The organism is Candidatus Tisiphia endosymbiont of Xenochironomus xenolabis (assembly GCF_964264705.1).
Lineage (GTDB): Bacteria > Pseudomonadota > Alphaproteobacteria > Rickettsiales > Rickettsiaceae > Tisiphia.
The window spans coordinates 837,819-855,196 of the sequence record NZ_OZ183473.1 but is presented as its reverse complement, the minus strand read 5'-3'; the positions used below and the strand labels follow the sequence as shown (position 1 = coordinate 855,196).

The window sequence follows — 17,378 nt, the reverse complement described above, 5'->3', positions numbered from 1 at the left end:
AAGCTTTCGAGTTAAAATTATGAAAAGAAAAGCTACCATTGGACTCTTTATAGGCGTTGTTCTATTATCAGGAATAATAATTTTTATAATTAATAATAAAGTTGAATCTGAAAATAATACAGATAATGCTATATTAGAAATTGTAACAGTCATAAAAAATCATAGATTTGAGCCTGATGTTATTACAGTACCTAGTGGTAAGAAAATTCGTTTTATTATCCACAATCAAGATAATACTGTAGAGGAGTTTGAAAGTCATGATCTGCACCGCGAAAAGATCATTATGCCAAATGACTCTATAAATATAATAATTGCTCCTTTAGCTCCTGGTAAATATGATTTCTTCGGAGATTTTCACCAAGAGACGGCTCAAGGGTCTCTCATTGTTAATTAAATTTATTTACGGTTTAAATGTTTAAAATAGCGTTAGTAGTATTTAGAGAATGTCTGGAAATAGCTTTGTTGCTTGGGGTAATACTTGCTGTAACAAAACAATTAGAAAAATCTAGAATTTATGTAATTGCTGGGGTTATGCTTGGTACGGTTTCTGCTGCATTATTTGCTTTCTTTACTCGTACCATATCCATATCATTTAGTGGCATGGGCGATGAGATATTCAATTCTGGAGTTATTTTGCTAACAGTTGTGTTAATTGGTTGGACTATAGTATGGATGCAAGGTTATGCTATTAAGATAAAGCGACATCTTAATGATTTGTCCGTAAAAATTAGTAGCGGTGATAGTAGTTATATAATGCTAGTATTGATTGTTGCAGCAACTATCCTTCGAGAAGGAATGGAAATTATTCTATTAGTTTACAGTATTTCCTCAGTAGAGATTATTGACGCTAATAGTTATCTATTAGGACTAATTATTGGTATGGTTAGCGGGCTAACACTTGGTATCATTATATATTTAGGTTTTATAAAATTAGCAAACCAAAAATATATATTTCGCATATCTTCAATTTTACTAATGCTTATTGCTAGCGGCTTTGCAGCAGAAGCGGCTGGTATATTGACTTCTTCAGGAATTATTACTATTCTGCCAGACCAGCTTTGGGATAGCTCTTGGCTAATTTCAGATAAAAGTATCTATGGTAAATGCTTAAATATGATTACTGGGTATATTGCTAAGCCCAATGGCTTACAAGTCATTTTTTATATTTGTACTCTAGGTTTAATTAATATCTTCATACAAATAAAAATTAGATGCACAAAAAACTAGTAACAGAGAAATAAACCTAATTTATGCTTAATTTTTTACCGGAAGTTGCTCCTCTTATAGCCTTTTTTGTTGGCTATTTTTATGGCGGTAGCATGCAAAGTGCAACGTTATATATACTTATTACTTCAATTATTTGCGTTAGTTTGTGTTATTTTATAGAAGGCAAAGTTTCAAGATCATCATTAATATCTTCTGGAGTGTTATTAGTCTCAGCTAGTATAGTTTTGATCAGTGGTAACTCTATGTATATCAAGATCAAACCAACTATTCTATATTTAATTTTTGGTGGGGCATTTTTTATCAGTGCAGTAAGAAATAAGGCATTTATGAAATATATGTTTAATCATTTTATTCAACTTGAAGATAGAAATTGGAATATTTTAAGCTATAGAACCTCAGCTTTCCTCCTGTTCATGGCAGTATTAAATGAAATAATATGGCGTAATTTTGCAGAATCTACATGGGTTATATTTAAAATATTTGGAGCAATACCTATGATGTTCGTTTTCCTATTGCTACAAATACCTTTTATCTTAAAGAACAAACTGCCAGATTCAACAGATGACACGTGAGTGTTTACGAAAAAAAGCCGTGAACGCTCACAATATATTTACTACTAAAGGTTATAATTTTCTTACTATTTTAAACCATATCCGATAGAATCTTAGTACGACATCCCTTTATTTTTCGTTTCAATTATTCAAATCATTTTACCACATATATCTATAAATATTAAGATAGTTTAAAATATTTATAAATTTTTATCTCGAAACTATTAGTACAACCATAAAAATCATTATACTTCTTAGGTTCTGCATGCAGAACCTAATTAAAATCAATATAATGGTAATAAATTTATGGTAAATAAAGTAAATATATCTTCTAATGTTATTAAGTTCCCATCCCCATTTGAACGCCTTAAATCATACACTAATTCACCTGATGTCATTTTACGTAAAGCTATTATTACTCAGGCAATTATTGATGCAACCAATATATCAGAACTCCGTGCTGCAAAAAAGATAGAACAAGAAGCAAAATCATGGATTTTTGGTAACGGCGAATCTTTTAAGGCAACTTGTATGGAAGGTGATATTGAACCATCTTTTGTGGTAAGAGTAACCAAGGAAATTATAAGACTACATAAGAGTAAATCTAGTTTTAGGAAGCAATCACAACAAAATTCAGTAGATAGTAAAAATAAAAAACCATCATTTAAAACAAAACTATAGACATATTTTTTATCTATAAAATGACTATAACAAATATGTTATAATTTAGGTAAAATTACGACTATAATCTCGCCTTTTAGTTGAATGTCAACTAGCACAAATAGCTTAAAGTAAGTTCTAGGGCTTATATTTTAGCTAAAGAAATTATCAAGCCATTATAAAAATTCAAAATAATGGCTTGAAATTCATATGATTATACAGTAGTTGTATAGATAGTTGGGTATATACTCTTCTGCTTTGAAGAATTGTTTTTTGAAAATATCAGGGACTCGCATACTCACGTACCTCATGTACGCTGCCGTAGTCTCACCCCTCATTTTCAAGTCCAATTCTCCAAATCATTTGAGTATACTACGAGACTGCCTGCGATAACTAATTAATTATATTTAAGCTTAACTTGACTAAATTAAAAGGGGATTTTATGCAAGTATCAGTATCAGGTCAACATATTTCTATTGGCAATTCTTTGCAAGATTATGTAAAAAGCCGTACTACGCAAGTAGCAGCAAAGTACTTTTCTACTATAATTAATGCAAACGTACATTTCTCTAAACAAGGATTTCAACTGGTTTGCGATATTGTAGTGAATGATGGTACCGGCAGACATATAATATTGAAAGGCAATGCTGCTTCAGATGACATATATTCAGCATTTGATGCTGCTCTTTCTCGACTTGAAAAGCAGCTTAGAAAGTACAAATCTAAACTCAAAGATCGTCATGATAGAATTAAAATATCCGAGGCGGCACCTAAAGCAGTCAAATATATTATCACGCCCCATGAACATGAAGACGAAGATAATGTACCAGCCTCTGATAATCCTGTAATTATCGCAGAGAAATCTGTAGAAATATTAACTTTATCAGTAAGTGAAGCAGTTATGAAAATGGATCTTGAAAACCTGCCTGCTTTAATGTTTCAAAATAGTAATACTAATCGTATTAATATAGTTTATTACCGTCGAGATGGCAATATATCTTGGATAGATTCAAAATAGAATAATTTAAATTTATTCAGTAAATTTAGACTGGGTAATTAAAAGTCGTATGTGGTCAACGTCTATAGTCAATTGATGAGAAGTTGGTGACGTCGTCACTCCATCACTCCTGCTACCCAATTCTCTTGAATTGGCTATATCCGTCATTGCGAGGAAGACCGTAGGTCGACGAAGCAATCCATAAAAGTAACCAAAAATGGATTGCTTCGACCATTAAATGGTCTCGCAATGACGGAAAAGCTATCTAAAACCTGCTCCACCTTCTATAGTCAATTGATGAGAAGTTGATGATTTCTTAGAGCCGGAAACCAATAAAATAAATAACCACCATCATATTATTCTTTTTTTAGTTGTTTATTTGCTAAACTGAGTAATTTTTGATCAAAAGAAAGAATGGGTAAATCTGTAGTAACTGCTTTAGCTAGAAGAATACAATCAACTATATGCAAATTATATTTTAAATAATAATCTAAAGCTAATAAAAAATAGTTCTTATCACTTTGAATTCCTTTATAAGTTAGCATCTCAGATAAGGTCAAAGTTATTTTATCCCTGGGAACTTTATAGAAAGAAGATAAGACAAATATTACCTCCGTAAATACTGTTTGTTCAATTATAAGAGTAATATGACCAGTTTTAACTTGTTCAAATATTTCTTTGGTTTTACTAAACATTTCTGGATTATCGGCAATAAGATAACGAAGGATAAAGTTGCTATCACAAATATATTTCACTTCACTATAGTCAATTCAGGAGGATTTGGTGCTAGGAGCGATGGAGCGACGCCTATAAGTAATAGGCGAGCGACGAGTGACGACGTCACCAACTTCTCCTCAATTGACTATACCTTATTAGCTTCTTTAGAATAGGTATTATCAAGCCATGCTTGTTGTCTGATTTCATCAAATGAAGGTTCTGAATCTTTTCGATAAATAGAAAGAACTCCCCCAAGGTCACAGACAGGGGATAATATTAATTGATTATTATCATTAACCTCTAAGGTAACAATGTTAGATTTTAAAATACCTCTAACTTTCTTTGGTAAGACAATCTGCCCCTTAGAACTAATAGTAAACGTATTAATATACATTTGGATAATATCTAAATAGTTAATTTATATAATATAATATTTTATTATAGTAAAATAAATTACTAAATACAAATATTTTCATATAAAGTAAGATAGATTATAAGAGTACACAACTTGTACAAAATTAATATTAAATTGTTTTCATATTAGATCAGTTAATTTCTTACTTATAGATTTAAGGATGTATTTAGTAATTATTACTATATAGTCAATTGATGAGAAGTTGGGGACGTAGTCACTCTATCACTCCTAGCCCTAAATTCTCTTGAATTGGCTATATCCGTCATTGCGAGGAAGACCGTAGGTCGACGAAGCAATCGATAAAAGTAACCAAAAATGGATTGCTTCGACCACTATGTGGTCTCGCAATGACGATAATGGTTCGTTGCAAAGCAGTTTCTCAGCAATAATCAGGAACTTTAGTAAAAATAATAAAAATATTTTTTATAAAACACTTAGTGTACATTATAATTAGTATATACTCAAATCATTAGAGTAAACATGACCCAATTTTTTAACTATAACCCAGATAATAAGGTAGCCGTTCTTGCTCTTAAGGTTAAAGCTAATGCAAAGGCAGATAAGATAGGTGAGTTTATGATAATTAATGATAAACATTATCTAAAATTATTTATAAAATCAGTTCCAGAGGATGGTAAGGCTAACCATTCTATTATCAATTTTCTATCTAAAAAATGGAAAATTAATAAAAATAATTTTGAGATAATATTAGGTTGGACTAATAGCTTAAAATTATTAGCAATAAAAAATATTGAATTAGACTATTTAAATTTGCATTTAAAACACTATATTAATAACATTAAATAGTATTATAGGACTTGACTATGACCCAAGAAAAAAAGAAGTTTGACGCTGAAGTTGGTAAGATTTTGAACTTAATGATCCATTCTCTTTATACTAATAAAGAGATTTTTATGCGTGAGTTAATATCGAATGCTTCTGATGCTTGTGATAAATTAAGGTATTTAGCACAAAGTGACGCAAAACTTATTGCAGATGATCCTACCTTTAAAATTACTGTGAGAATTGATAAAGATAAAAAGCAGATTATTATTAGAGATAATGGTATTGGTATGAACCGAGAAGATTTGATCGATAATCTAGGAACTATTGCAAAATCTGGTACAGGAAATTTCTTAAACAACATGTCTGGAGATGCTAAAAAAGACAGTATGTTGATAGGGCAATTTGGCGTTGGGTTTTATTCAGCTTTTATGGTTGCTGATAATATTACTGTTACCTCAAGAAAAGCAGGAGAAGAGAAATCTTATGTTTGGCAGTCAGATGGTCTTGGAGAATATATGGTTGATGATTTTGACCATGATTTTACCAGGGGAACTGAGGTGGTTATTCACGTTAAGCCAGAAGAAGATAGTTACATTGATCACTTTAGATTGAAGCATATAGTTAAAAGCTATTCTGATCATATAGCCATACCTATATATTTTATTGATGAATCAACTAATAATGAAATACAACTTAACTCAGCTTCAGCATTATGGACAAGACCTAAATCTGATTTGACTTTTGAGCAATATAAAGAATTTTATAAAGCTTTGTCTTATTCGATGGATGATCCTTGGTTAACTATTCATAATAAAAATGAAGGTACGGTTGAATTTACTAATTTGTTATTTATTCCATCAACTAAGACTTTCGATTTATTTCACCCTGATCGTAAGAGGAGAGTGAAATTATACATCAAGAGAGTTTTTATTTCTGATGAGAATGTAGATTTAATACCTTCTTACCTAAGATTCCTAAGAGGGGTAGTAGATTCAGAGGATTTACCTCTTAATATTAGTCGTGAATCTTTGCAGCATAATAGTACTTTAGAGAAGATTAAGTCAGCAATAACCAAAAGAGTTTTAGGTGAACTCAAAAAGAAAAAAGATGAGTCTATAGAGGAATATAGCAATTTTTGGAGCAATTTTGGTGCTGCTTTAAAAGAAGGATTGTGTGAGGCAACTAGTGATCATGATAAATTGCTTGAGACCTGTATATTTAAAAGTAGTCTTTTAAGTAAAATGATTAGCCTTGACGATTATATTAGTAACTTTAAAGAAGGGCAGAATACTATATATTATCTTAGCGGCGATGATTCAGCAAAATTACTTTCTAGCCCTCAAATAGAAGGATTCTTAAGTAAAAATATAGATGTACTTCTGTTTACTGATACAGTTGATGATTTTTGGGTTAATGTTAATAGTAGCTATAAGGGTTATGCAATTAAATCCGTTACTAGGAGTGATATTGATTTAGAAAAATCTGAGCAAAAAACTGAAGAGACAAAAGAAGACAAGGACGAGTACGCTAAATTAACAGAATATTTTAAAGAAATATTAGGTAATTTAGTAAAAGATGTAAGGATTTCTAAAAAACTTACTCTAAGCCCTGCTTGTCTGGTAGTTGGTGATGGAGCTATGGATATTCGTATGGAAAGATTTTTAATTGAGCAAAAACAGTTAATGGCATCATCGGCTAAAATACTTGAGTTAAATCCTAAGCATAAAATTATTGAGAAAATTAACGCTGGTATAATCTCAAATAGTAGAGACTATGCTAACGAGGAGTTGGTGAAATTAATGTATGATCAAGCATGTATTCTAGAAGGTGAGCCAGTCAATGATACTGGTGAATTTGCAAAAAGACTCAATGATATTGTGCAAAAAGCTATCTTATAAGCTGAGCTTGGAAATCAATGCTAACAAGAAGTGAGCGTTTACGGAAAAAAAAGTTAAAGTACAAAACGTCATGGTTCAGAGCCGCTTTACGACGACACGGCAATCCAAAAAATGATTAGAAATGGATTGCTTCGTCGGCTTACTCCTTCTAACAATGACACTTGTGGCGAACAGATTTTTTATTTATCATAAGAAAATAGCAAAAAAACCGTGAACGCTCACGAAGTGACTATATATTCTCGATTTATGCAGCCAGTTTATCTTTCAATACTTCAACTAATTTATTAATTGCTTCATCAGGATTTATATTCTCAAGGATTGCAAGTTCCCCAGCAAGCCTATTTAATGCCGATTCATAAATAGTTCTTTCACTATAAGATCTATCACTATCAACATTCTTGTAGAGATCTCGTACCACTTCCGCTACGGCTACTATATTGCCAGAATTTATTTTACTTTCATATTCTTGTGCTCTTCTACTCCACATCCTATTACCTTGCTTAGCTTTACCCTGAAGTGTTGAATATATTATAGTCAGATCAGTCTTGCTAACAAGCTTTCTAAGACCCGAAATAGTCGCTCTATTTACAGGTACTTTTAGAATCATTTTGTCTTGGGGAAACGATATTACATAAACCCTAATATCAGCACCAGCTATGATTTGCTGTTCTACATTTACTATTTCTCCAACTCCATGGGATGGATATACAATTCTTTCTCCTACTTTAAATTCAGATGACATTGACATGCTTACTCCTTTCCATTATAAAAACTTAAATTATAGTCAACTAATTTGAATTTGCCTAAAAAAGTTGTTCCTCACCCTAAATGTTCTGTCAATAGAACCTAGGAATCAAATCCAACCGAATTAACCATTAGTTCTTTTGCAAATTCACTATACTAAAGATAATAACATAACTGTAGAGTATAACATATTTTGGAAGAATAACAAAGTGTAAGTTATAAAATTAAGGCACCCCTCTTTAAAACTTTCTTCAAGATAACCTATAAACTTCATGATTATACTCTTTTGTAAGACATTACAGCTAATTCGGTTAGCTATATTTTCTTAACAATTAAACTTGCATTAGTTCCACCAAACCCAAATGAGTTAGAAAGTGCGTAATTAATTTTTGCCTTTCTAGCTTCTAAAGGAACTAAGTCTATCTTTGCTTCTGGTACCGGTTTATGCAAATTTAGAGTTGGTGGGGCAATTTGATCCTGCATTGCAAGAATTGAATATATTAACTCCACGCTACCAGTTGCTCCAAGCAAATGACCGATAGATGATTTCGTTGACGACATAAGAATATTCGGCTTAGCTTCTAAAAATAATTTTTGAACAGCCAATAACTCTATACTATCACCAACCTGGGTAGAAGTACCGTGGGCATTGATATAATCAATAAGACTTGCATCAATTTTTGCATCTTTAAGAGCATAAAACATAGCTCTATAAGCTCCTCTTCCTTCAGGATGAGGGGAGGTCATATGATAAGCGTCTCCAGTAGAACCATATCCAATAATCTCAGCATAAATCTTGGCATTTCTGCTAATAGCATGCTCATATTCTTCAAGTACTACAACACCAGCTCCTTCTCCCATTATAAATCCGTCACGATCTTGATCCCATGGTCTTGATGCAATTTCAGGTGTAGAATTATATTTAGTAGATAACGCTCTTGCGGCAACGAACCCCGCAACTCCAACCGGAGTAACCGGCGCTTCGACTCCACCAGCAATCATAACATCCACATTACCATACTGAATCATCCGCATAGCATCTCCTATGGCATGAGCCCCAGTGGAGCAGGCTGTTGCTACTGCTTGATTTGGTCCAGTAAATCCGTATTTAGTGGAGACATGACCTGAAAGGAGATTAATTAATGAGGCGGGGATAAAAAATGGGCTAACTTTGCCATTATTTTCTTTATGAAACTTTACTGATGTCTCTTCGATCATCTTAAGTCCACCGATTCCTGAACCTAATATTAAACCTGTTCTATCTCCTGATAATTCATCTTTTACTTGCCACCCACTATCCTCGATTGCTTCAGTAGCTGCTGCGATACCATATTGGATGAATAAATCCATCTTATGTACATTACGAGGATCAATAAACTTCTCCGGGTTAAAGCCATTATCAGTTGAATGATCCACAATACCAGCTATTTTACAAGCAAGGTTGGAGGTGTCAAACCCGGTGATTGTCTTAATACCACTACGCCCACTTATAATACCATCCCAAGAGGGCTTTACACCAACCCCCAATGGCGTGACTAGTCCGATACCGGTTATAACGACTCTTCTAGTTGACATAATTATAACTTATGAATTATTATTTTTTTTTATATATTGTACCACATCAGAGACAGTTAAAATTTTACTAGCCTCTTCATCTGGTATATCACATTTATACTTTGCTTCTATTGCCATCATTAATTCAACTATATCTAAACTATCTGACTTAAGGTCCTCAACAAATCTAGATTCAGGAGTAATTAAATCCTTCTTTACTTTTAATGTGTTAGCAACTATTTCAATAACATCTTGTTCGATAATATTTTCATCCATAATTAGAACCTCATAACATAAATTAAATTTAGTAAAACATTCAAACTCTAGCCACTTATAACAATTTGTATAGAATAAACATAATTTCATACATAAGTAAGTTTCGAGTAGATCGATACAACAATTTCAAACTTCTAGCATAAAAATATATTTTATGCCAGCGGAAAATAAACAAGACGATAGCATTGTTTATAAATCTTCACATTTAAAGATGCCTATCACCTAACCTGTGAGTGTTCACGGTTTTTTTGCTATTTTCTTATGATAAATAAAAAATCTGCTCGCCAAACGTCATTGCAAAAAGGCATAGCCAACGAAGCAATTTTTAATCATTTTTTGGATTGCCGAGTCGCCGCAAAGCGGCTCCTCGCAATGACATCTTGTACTTTAACTTTTTTCCGTGAACACTCACCATAACCTAATCTTTTTAATTTTATGCTTTACAATAATTAAGAAACCATAGTTGTTTCTTATTATATAATTGTTAGCTTATTACATTATTATATACGCCTTTTCTTAATAATAGAAATAATAATGCCAAACGACAAAAGAATAATTGTCATAGCCAGTGTAGTATAAGATGGAATATCAATAACATGTTCAGCGAATATTTTTATACCAATAAATATTAATATTAATGCTAGCGAATATTTTATATAACTAAATTGCTTAACAACATTAGCTAAGCACAAGAATAAGGCACGTAGACCTAATATGGCAAAAATATTAGAAGTATAAATTATATAAGGATCCTTAGTGATAGCAAATATTGCTGGTATACTATCAATGGCAAACACAATATCCATAACTTCTATCATTATTAATGATGCAAAAAGAGGAGTAATGCTGATACCTTTGCTAGTTTTAACAAAAAATTTGTAACCCAAGATTTTGGGGGTAATGCTAAAGTATTTTTGTAGAATTCTATAAATAGACGATTCTTGCACTTTTAAATTTTTATTTGATAGATAAAAAGTTTTTATACCTGTAATTATAAGAATAATTGCAAAAACATATAATAACCAAGAAAATTTTGAGATAACAATGACCCCTAAATATATAATTATAGCTCTAGACACTATGACACCTAGAATTCCCAAAAACAATATTCGATGTTGATAGATCAAGGGAATAGAAAAAAACTGGAAAATCATTAAAATAATAAAAATATTATCCAATGACATGGCTTTTTCTATAAAAAAACAAGTGTAATATTCTTGGGCTTTTTCTCTTCCCATATCAAAGAAAATAAAAACACCAAAGAGGCATGCTATAATTAAGTAAAAAAGGCTAAAATAAATGGTTTGGCGAAAGGTTAATACCTTATTTTCTTTGTTAGCAAAACCAAGATCATAGATTAATAAACCTGCAATCACTATACAAAAAACAATCCACGTCAAATTCTCCTCCTATAAGCTATTATAATCATTTGAAGAACTTATTGCTTCAAGGCTATTGGTTTTTAATATTAAGCATTACCCATTCGTGAAGTAAAGTGCGATTCTTTGATACCAAGATTTTGCAAGGCATTGTGCCACTTATGCTCTGGACGACCAGAAAAAATAAAATCTTTATCACAATCTGTTATTATCCATAAATTATCCTTAATATCTGCTTCAAGTTGCCCTGCTTTCCAAGAAGTGTAACCAATAATAAATAAACTATTTTTAGGACCATGACCAGAAGCAATATCATGAGGGATTTGAGGATTAGAACTAACTGCTAAATGATTTTGAAACTTCAATAATAAATTCTCATTATAGTCATCAGAATGTAAGAAAAAACCACGATCATGCTCAACTGGTCCTCCCAAATAGATAGGCATCATAATATTACCTACCTGATCATCAGATATTTTAAAGAACGATTTTATTTCTATATGATTCACTAAATTATTGAAAATTAAGCCCATCGCTCCCTCTGCTGTATGAGATAGCATATAAACAAGTGATTTATTAAATATACCATCAAGCATATAAGGAGTAGCTATCAAAACCTTACCAGACAAATTATCAAAAATTTTATTGTTTTCATTCATAATGTTTATTGTACTGTTAAATTTATTTAGTCTATAATTATATTAATACACTAGCTTTTAGATACATATAGTGTTAAATTACACCTATTCAATAAAAATTTTGAATATGATAATAAATATATCCTACACTTATTCTAAACCTAAAGTAATTTTTAGAAAAGTCTAATGTTTACTTGGTTTGATATAACAATACTGGCAATTATTACCGCCTCATCAATGCTCGGAGCCTATGGGGGACTAATAAAACTTACTATTAGGTTACTCGGCTTTATATTTTCAGTTCTTTTTGCCTATTACTTATCTCTATACATTGCTGAAATTATTACTCGATATTTTATTAACCATATTGCATTGATAATTACCTCTGGAGTTATTTCATACATTATATCTTTGATCCTATGCTCTTTCTTAACCCACCAATTTCTTTTGATAATTTCCTTTATAAGTGGTGGAATCATTGACAAATCTCTAGGTCTAGCCGTCGGCATGCTTAGAGGTATGATTATTTGTTTGTTCATATTCCTAGTCCTAATAATTTTCTTTTCTGGTAGTTATTTACAAGCAAAAACCCTAAAAGACGTTATACAAAATACTAATATTGATAAATATCCAAAATGGCTTAAAGAATCCGCAACTACTCCCTATCTAGATAATTTAAGTAAAAATCTTATAAAGACTCTACCACAAAATAGTTTGGAATCCATTAAATTACCCATAAAATCAGAGATTGTTGATACTACAAATGTGTTAAAAGAATCACAATCTACAGAACCTCCCAATAAAATAGAAAAACTTCCTGAAGAACTCAGGCAAGAACTTGATGAAGTATTGTCGCAAGAATTAGAAAAAGATGACTAATTATATTTTTGCAACCAAAAAGAGCCAAATATAGAGTTACTTTAGTTATTGCAGGCGTTTTCCCAGGAGGATCCTACGATAGCGAAACTTTTACAGCAATATATTAATTTATGAAATCATATACCTTTAAAGAACATTTTTTAGAGTTAAAAGCTAGATTATTACGAATATTTGCTGCATTCATTATTGGTTTTATTATTTGTTATTATTTTAGCAGTGATATATATAATATTTTATTAGAACCACTTGCAGAATTAAGTCATACGAATATAAAAAGAGTGATCTATACTGGTCTTACTGAAGCATTCTTTACTTACATAAAACTTGCGGCTTTTGTTTCTTTTGTCATGATTATACCAATTATTAGCATAGAATGTTTTTTGTTTATAAAACCTGGACTATATTCACATGAGAAAAAATATGCAGCTTTTATCCTCTTTATGGCACCTATTTTGTTTTGGTGTGGGGGTGTCTTTGTTTTTTACTTTGTTATGCCGCGTACATGGCAATTTTTTTTGAGCTTTGAAGATCATAATGTCGTTATTCCACTAATTCTAGAAGCTAGAGTTAGCGAATATTTAAATTTAGTAATTCAGCTAATTATTGCTTTTGGTATAGCCTTTCAATTGCCTATTATTATGCTAATATTAAATTTATTAAAAATATTAACAGCAAAAGACTTAGTGAACAAGCGAAGATGCTCTATAATAATTATTTTCATTATTGCTGGTATTTTAACTCCACCGGATGTGCTTAGCCAATTTGCCCTTGCAATACCAATGCTTTTATTATATGAAACTTCAATTATTATGTGTAAATTTGTAGAAAACCGAGGAAATTAGATGTTAGATATAAAATGGATTAGAGAGAATAAACAGGAATTTGATGATTTACTTATCAAAAGGGGAATTCCTCCAATGTCCGATAAAATTACTAAACTAGATGAAAGCAAACGTCAGCTAACTAATCTTATTCAACAATTCCAGCATGCGAGAAAGAAAAAATCTAAATATTTAGGTAATATGCCTAACAAGAGTAGTAAGGAATTTGAAGAACTAAAGCGTGATGTGGACCATATAAATGAAAAATTAGAAGAACTGACTCTAAAATTAAATAGTAATCATCAGCTCAACGATATGCTGGAAGTACTGCCAAATCTTCCTGATGATGACGTACCATACGGTACTGATGGAAGTATGAATAAACTGATTAGAACAGTTGGAGATATTACCACCAAAGCATCTCCAGTACTAGCTAAGCAACATTTTGAGCTTGGTGAGAGTTTAGGGATGATGGATTTTGTACGTACTGCTAAAATGTCTGGGAGTAGATTTGTAACTCTCAAAGGAGATTTAGCAAAGCTAGAGCGGGCATTGATTAATTTTATGATTGATACTCATACTCAGGAATTTGGTTTTACTGAATTATCTCCTCCATCTTTAGTACGACCAGTTGCTATGTATAATAGTGGTCAATTGCCAAAATTTGCAGAAGATTCGTTTGAAACGGTGAATAATTACAGGCTAATTCCAACAGGCGAAGTACCTCTTGTTAATATGGTATCTGATACTATAATAGCTAGGGAAGAATTACCTATACGTTATGTTGCTTATACCCCCTGTTACAGATCAGAATCTGGGAGCAGTGGTAAGGATACTAGAGGTATGATACGTATGCATCAATTTGGTAAAGTTGAATTGGTCACAATAACTACTGTAGAAGAGTCTAAATGTGAACATGAATATATCACTAATGCTGCTGAGATTATTCTAAAAAAGCTTGATTTACCATATAGAGTTATGTTGCTTTGTACTGGGGATATGGGGTTTACTGCTCAGAAAACCTATGATTTGGAAGTATGGTTGCCAGGTCAGAATTTATATCGTGAAATTTCAAGCTGTTCTAATTGTGGAGATTTCCAAGCTAGAAGGATGAAAGCTAGATATAAAGAATTTGGTAGCAACGACACTACTTTTGCTCATACGTTAAATGGTTCTGGTTTACCAATTGGTAGAACAATAATTGCAATTCTAGAAAATTACCAGAATGCAGATGGTTCAATAACGGTTCCAGATGTTTTGGTAAGTTATATGGGTGGGTTAGAGCGAATTCACGCTACTAAATGTTAAGTATGAGAGATTAAGATAATTATGTTAAAAACAAAAGAATATAAGTAATATATGTTTATTTAATAGGTATCATTGGTGTTCAAAATAACTAGCAATTCGAGGAAAATTGATAAGGATTTGTATAATAATTCTGCAGAGAATTTCATTCCAATTGCTTGTCACTATAATGAAAACACTCTGTTAACTAAGAATGGAGAACTACTCCAAACTATCCAAATAAATGGTATTAATGCAGAAAATATTAGTGATAAGTTATTCAATTTACGAGAAGTAGTGCGTAATGCTATCAAGAAAAATGTTCATAATAAAAGTTTTGCATTCTGGATACATACGGTACGGCGTAAGACAAATTTAGATGACACAACTCCATACAATAAATTGTTACCAGCTAATATTCACAATCTATGGCAACAAAAGAATTATTGGGATGATAGATTTGTTAATACTTTATATATTTCAATAATTTATGATTCTGATAACATTAAAGTTAAAGACTTAAACTCTTTAATAGCTTCTTTGTCTTTTGATAAACTTATCAATTACCAAAATAACTACTTAGATAGTGTTTTTAAAATACTAAATAGTACTGTTGATACAATACTTTTGGATTTGCAAGGTTTTGGTGCAGTAAAGTTAGGAATAAGATTTGAAAGAGAGGAATCTTACTCTGATCTGATGTTTTTATATCGCAGAATAGTCCATCTTAACGAGGAATATTGTTTAGTACCGATTGCCAATTTATCTAATGCTTTAGCCTCTAATCAATATGCAGTTGGTAATGATAAGATTGAAGTAATAAGTCAACATGGTAAAAAATTTGCATCCATTATTTCAATAAAGGAATATCAAGAAGTATCATCGGATGCCCTTGATGGATTCCTACAATTACCTGTAGAATTAATAGCAACAGAAATATTTTATTTCGTTGATAAAAAAGAAGTATCTAAAGCATTTGAAGAACAGGCCTATATTTTACAAGTTAGTAAGGATGCTAAGCTTGCTGAGATTACAGGAATAGATAAGATAATGAATCTTGATGCTTCAATTCCAAACCAATTTTGTAAACAACAAATTTCCATTGCTATTATAGGATCGGACTTGAACAAATTGGATCAATCAATTGCCCAGGCATCTAGGGAACTTGCTAAAATTGGAATTGTTCATGTACGAGAAGATATAAACTTAGAATCGACATTTTGGGCACAACTTCCAGGCAACTTTTCCTATATTAGAAGGTTAGCCCCAACAATTATTGAAAATACAGCTGCCTTAGCTTCATTACATAATTTTCCAACTGGAAGCCAAAATAACATATGGGGTAAAGCGGTAACTTTGCTTAGAACGGAAAAAGGAACGCCTTACTTTATGAATTTTCATGCTAAAAGTAATAATAGAGGAAATGTTTGTATTTTTGGCACAGCTAATACTGGCAAGACAGTATTAACAAATTTTTTGATTTCTGAAGCTACTAAGTATAAGCCAACAATATTGTATCTTTCCAACAATAATGATTCAAAGATTTTTGTTGAATCAATTGAAGGGCAGTGGATTGAAAAGGAAAAAAATCTAATAAATCCATTTATACTAGATGATACTCTAGAATCAAGACATTTTATTGTTGAATTTCTTAAAATAATTTGTAATCATTCTTTTTATCCTCTAACCGAAATTGAATTAGCTTTTCTAGAAATCTTTGCCGATAAAATTCATAGTTTAGATAATAAGGATCGTAATTTTTCATCCATTTTAAAAGTAATCGATTTTTCAATAGAAGGTGGAGAGTTAATTAAACTAAAATTAACAGATTATGCAGAAGGTGGATTATATGATAGTATATTTGATAGTGATAAATTTCCTTTATCCGAAGGCAATATAATAGGATTTAATTTATATTCTTTTTCTGAAAAATCTTTTATTAAACGTTTTTATCCAACAGATAGAAAACTTTTAGAAGCATTCTCAATGAATTTAACTAAGCATAATAGTTTATGTGTAGGGTTAATATATGCTTTTAATTATCATTTAACTATTACAGGGAAGAGTCCAAAAATATTAGTAATAGATAATCTTGATTCCTTGTATAGACCAGAAAATTTTGATAACATATCAGAAATGATTTCTGATAGATTAATGAAAAATAATGGGATCATGGTTAGTAATTTTAATTTTAGTTATTTGCAATCGATAAAAACTAGGGTGTTACAGAATTGGTTAGACTTGACAGACACTAAAATTATTTTACCATCAGAAATAAAATTGCAATATTTAGAGCAAATTTTAGGATTAAATGAATCAGAAATAAAGAAATTATCGAAATTTACAATTACTTCTAGAATGTTCTTAATAAACCAAGACGATCAATCTATTGCTGTGGAATTAAGTATAGGAAGCTTAATTGGTATTATCAAGATTTTATCCTGTAGAGCTGAGGAATTAAAAATATATCAAAAAATATTACAACAATATCCAGGACATCCTGATAATTGGATTAATCCTTTGTATATGGCATTAAATCGTATTTAGTTAAA

Annotated in this window: 19 protein-coding genes and 1 pseudogene; 12 read left to right on the top strand and 8 right to left on the bottom strand. The window is 31.2% G+C overall.

The window, feature by feature from the left end; all coding sequences use genetic code 11:
* Positions 1–19: 19 nt before the first annotated feature.
* From ACFELY_RS04245 to hpf, 5 genes are all read left to right on the top strand, one after another.
* Positions 20–394: a cupredoxin domain-containing protein gene (locus ACFELY_RS04245; protein WP_341759433.1), complete on the top strand. Its 375-nt coding sequence runs from the start codon at positions 20–22 to the stop codon at positions 392–394.
* A gap of 17 nt (positions 395–411) precedes the next feature.
* Positions 412–1,227, top strand: coding sequence for an FTR1 family protein (locus ACFELY_RS04240; protein ID WP_341759434.1), 816 nt, complete (start codon positions 412–414; stop codon positions 1,225–1,227).
* A gap of 23 nt (positions 1,228–1,250) precedes the next feature.
* Positions 1,251–1,799: a septation protein A gene (locus ACFELY_RS04235; protein WP_375333719.1), complete on the top strand. Its 549-nt coding sequence runs from the start codon at positions 1,251–1,253 to the stop codon at positions 1,797–1,799.
* A 285-nt stretch (positions 1,800–2,084) separates the two neighbouring features.
* The gene (locus ACFELY_RS04230) at positions 2,085–2,459 is read left to right on the top strand and encodes a hypothetical protein (protein ID WP_375333718.1); all 375 of its coding nucleotides are present in this window, start codon (positions 2,085–2,087) and stop codon (positions 2,457–2,459) included.
* A 421-nt stretch (positions 2,460–2,880) separates the two neighbouring features.
* Positions 2,881–3,456, top strand: a complete 576-nt coding sequence (hpf, locus tag ACFELY_RS04225; protein WP_341759437.1) for a ribosome hibernation-promoting factor, HPF/YfiA family — start codon at positions 2,881–2,883, stop codon at positions 3,454–3,456.
* Positions 3,457–3,791: 335 nt separating this feature from the next.
* Here the strand turns inward: hpf and ACFELY_RS04220 are convergent, their stop codons facing one another.
* A complete protein-coding gene (locus ACFELY_RS04220) occupies positions 3,792–4,130 on the bottom strand; it encodes a PIN domain-containing protein (protein WP_341759438.1) in 339 nt (112 codons plus the stop codon).
* On the opposite strand from ACFELY_RS04220, the gene ACFELY_RS04215 reads away from it, so the two are divergent.
* Positions 4,083–4,325: a palindromic element RPE2 domain-containing protein gene (locus tag ACFELY_RS04215; RefSeq protein WP_341759439.1), complete on the top strand. Its 243-nt coding sequence runs from the start codon at positions 4,083–4,085 to the stop codon at positions 4,323–4,325. The two genes, ACFELY_RS04220 and ACFELY_RS04215, sit on opposite strands and share 48 nt — an antisense overlap.
* Here ACFELY_RS04215 and ACFELY_RS04210 read toward each other — a convergent pair.
* Positions 4,298–4,546 carry an AbrB/MazE/SpoVT family DNA-binding domain-containing protein gene (locus ACFELY_RS04210; RefSeq protein WP_341759440.1) on the bottom strand — a complete coding sequence of 83 codons (249 nt, stop codon included), beginning with the start codon at positions 4,544–4,546 and terminating at the stop codon, positions 4,298–4,300. The genes ACFELY_RS04215 and ACFELY_RS04210 overlap by 28 nt on opposite strands.
* Before the next feature lie 501 nt (positions 4,547–5,047).
* On the opposite strand from ACFELY_RS04210, the gene ACFELY_RS04205 reads away from it, so the two are divergent.
* Positions 5,048–5,374: a DUF167 family protein gene (locus ACFELY_RS04205; protein WP_375333717.1), complete on the top strand. Its 327-nt coding sequence runs from the start codon at positions 5,048–5,050 to the stop codon at positions 5,372–5,374.
* 17 nt (positions 5,375–5,391) lie between these two features.
* Positions 5,392–7,251, top strand: a complete 1,860-nt coding sequence (gene htpG / locus ACFELY_RS04200; RefSeq protein ID WP_375333716.1) for a molecular chaperone HtpG — start codon at positions 5,392–5,394, stop codon at positions 7,249–7,251.
* A 244-nt stretch (positions 7,252–7,495) separates the two neighbouring features.
* Here the strand turns inward: htpG and ACFELY_RS04195 are convergent, their stop codons facing one another.
* The 6 genes from ACFELY_RS04195 to ACFELY_RS04170 form a co-directional block, all read right to left on the bottom strand.
* A complete protein-coding gene (locus ACFELY_RS04195; RefSeq protein ID WP_341759443.1) occupies positions 7,496–7,999 on the bottom strand; it encodes a CarD family transcriptional regulator in 504 nt (167 codons plus the stop codon).
* 147 nt (positions 8,000–8,146) lie between these two features.
* The gene (locus tag ACFELY_RS04190) at positions 8,147–8,269 is read right to left on the bottom strand and encodes a hypothetical protein (RefSeq protein ID WP_375333715.1); all 123 of its coding nucleotides are present in this window, start codon (positions 8,267–8,269) and stop codon (positions 8,147–8,149) included.
* Between the two features lie 41 nt (positions 8,270–8,310).
* Positions 8,311–9,570 (bottom strand): beta-ketoacyl-ACP synthase II, encoded by a 1,260-nt coding sequence (gene fabF / locus ACFELY_RS04185; RefSeq protein WP_375333714.1) that lies wholly within the window; start codon positions 9,568–9,570, stop codon positions 8,311–8,313.
* A 9-nt stretch (positions 9,571–9,579) separates the two neighbouring features.
* A complete protein-coding gene (gene acpP / locus ACFELY_RS04180; RefSeq protein WP_341752469.1) occupies positions 9,580–9,825 on the bottom strand; it encodes an acyl carrier protein in 246 nt (81 codons plus the stop codon).
* Between the two features lie 500 nt (positions 9,826–10,325).
* On the bottom strand, positions 10,326–11,225 hold the full coding sequence (locus tag ACFELY_RS04175; RefSeq protein ID WP_341759445.1) for a TerC/Alx family metal homeostasis membrane protein: 900 nt from the start codon (positions 11,223–11,225) through the stop codon (positions 10,326–10,328).
* Positions 11,226–11,293: 68 nt separating this feature from the next.
* Positions 11,294–11,863, bottom strand: a complete 570-nt coding sequence (locus tag ACFELY_RS04170) for a YqgE/AlgH family protein (protein WP_375333713.1) — start codon at positions 11,861–11,863, stop codon at positions 11,294–11,296.
* A gap of 165 nt (positions 11,864–12,028) precedes the next feature.
* On the opposite strand from ACFELY_RS04170, the gene ACFELY_RS04165 reads away from it, so the two are divergent.
* From ACFELY_RS04165 to ACFELY_RS04150, 4 genes and pseudogenes are all read left to right on the top strand, one after another.
* Complete coding sequence (locus ACFELY_RS04165) at positions 12,029–12,721, top strand: CvpA family protein (RefSeq protein ID WP_375333712.1); 693 nt, start codon at positions 12,029–12,031, stop codon at positions 12,719–12,721.
* A gap of 110 nt (positions 12,722–12,831) precedes the next feature.
* Positions 12,832–13,586, top strand: a pseudogene (gene tatC / locus ACFELY_RS04160) (twin-arginine translocase subunit TatC).
* Positions 13,564–14,850, top strand: a complete 1,287-nt coding sequence (serS, locus tag ACFELY_RS04155) for a serine--tRNA ligase (protein WP_375333711.1) — start codon at positions 13,564–13,566, stop codon at positions 14,848–14,850. Before tatC ends, serS begins: the two are co-directional and overlap by 23 nt.
* A gap of 84 nt (positions 14,851–14,934) precedes the next feature.
* Positions 14,935–17,373 (top strand): VirB4 family type IV secretion/conjugal transfer ATPase, encoded by a 2,439-nt coding sequence (locus ACFELY_RS04150; protein ID WP_375334131.1) that lies wholly within the window; start codon positions 14,935–14,937, stop codon positions 17,371–17,373.
* Positions 17,374–17,378: the final 5 nt, after the last annotated feature.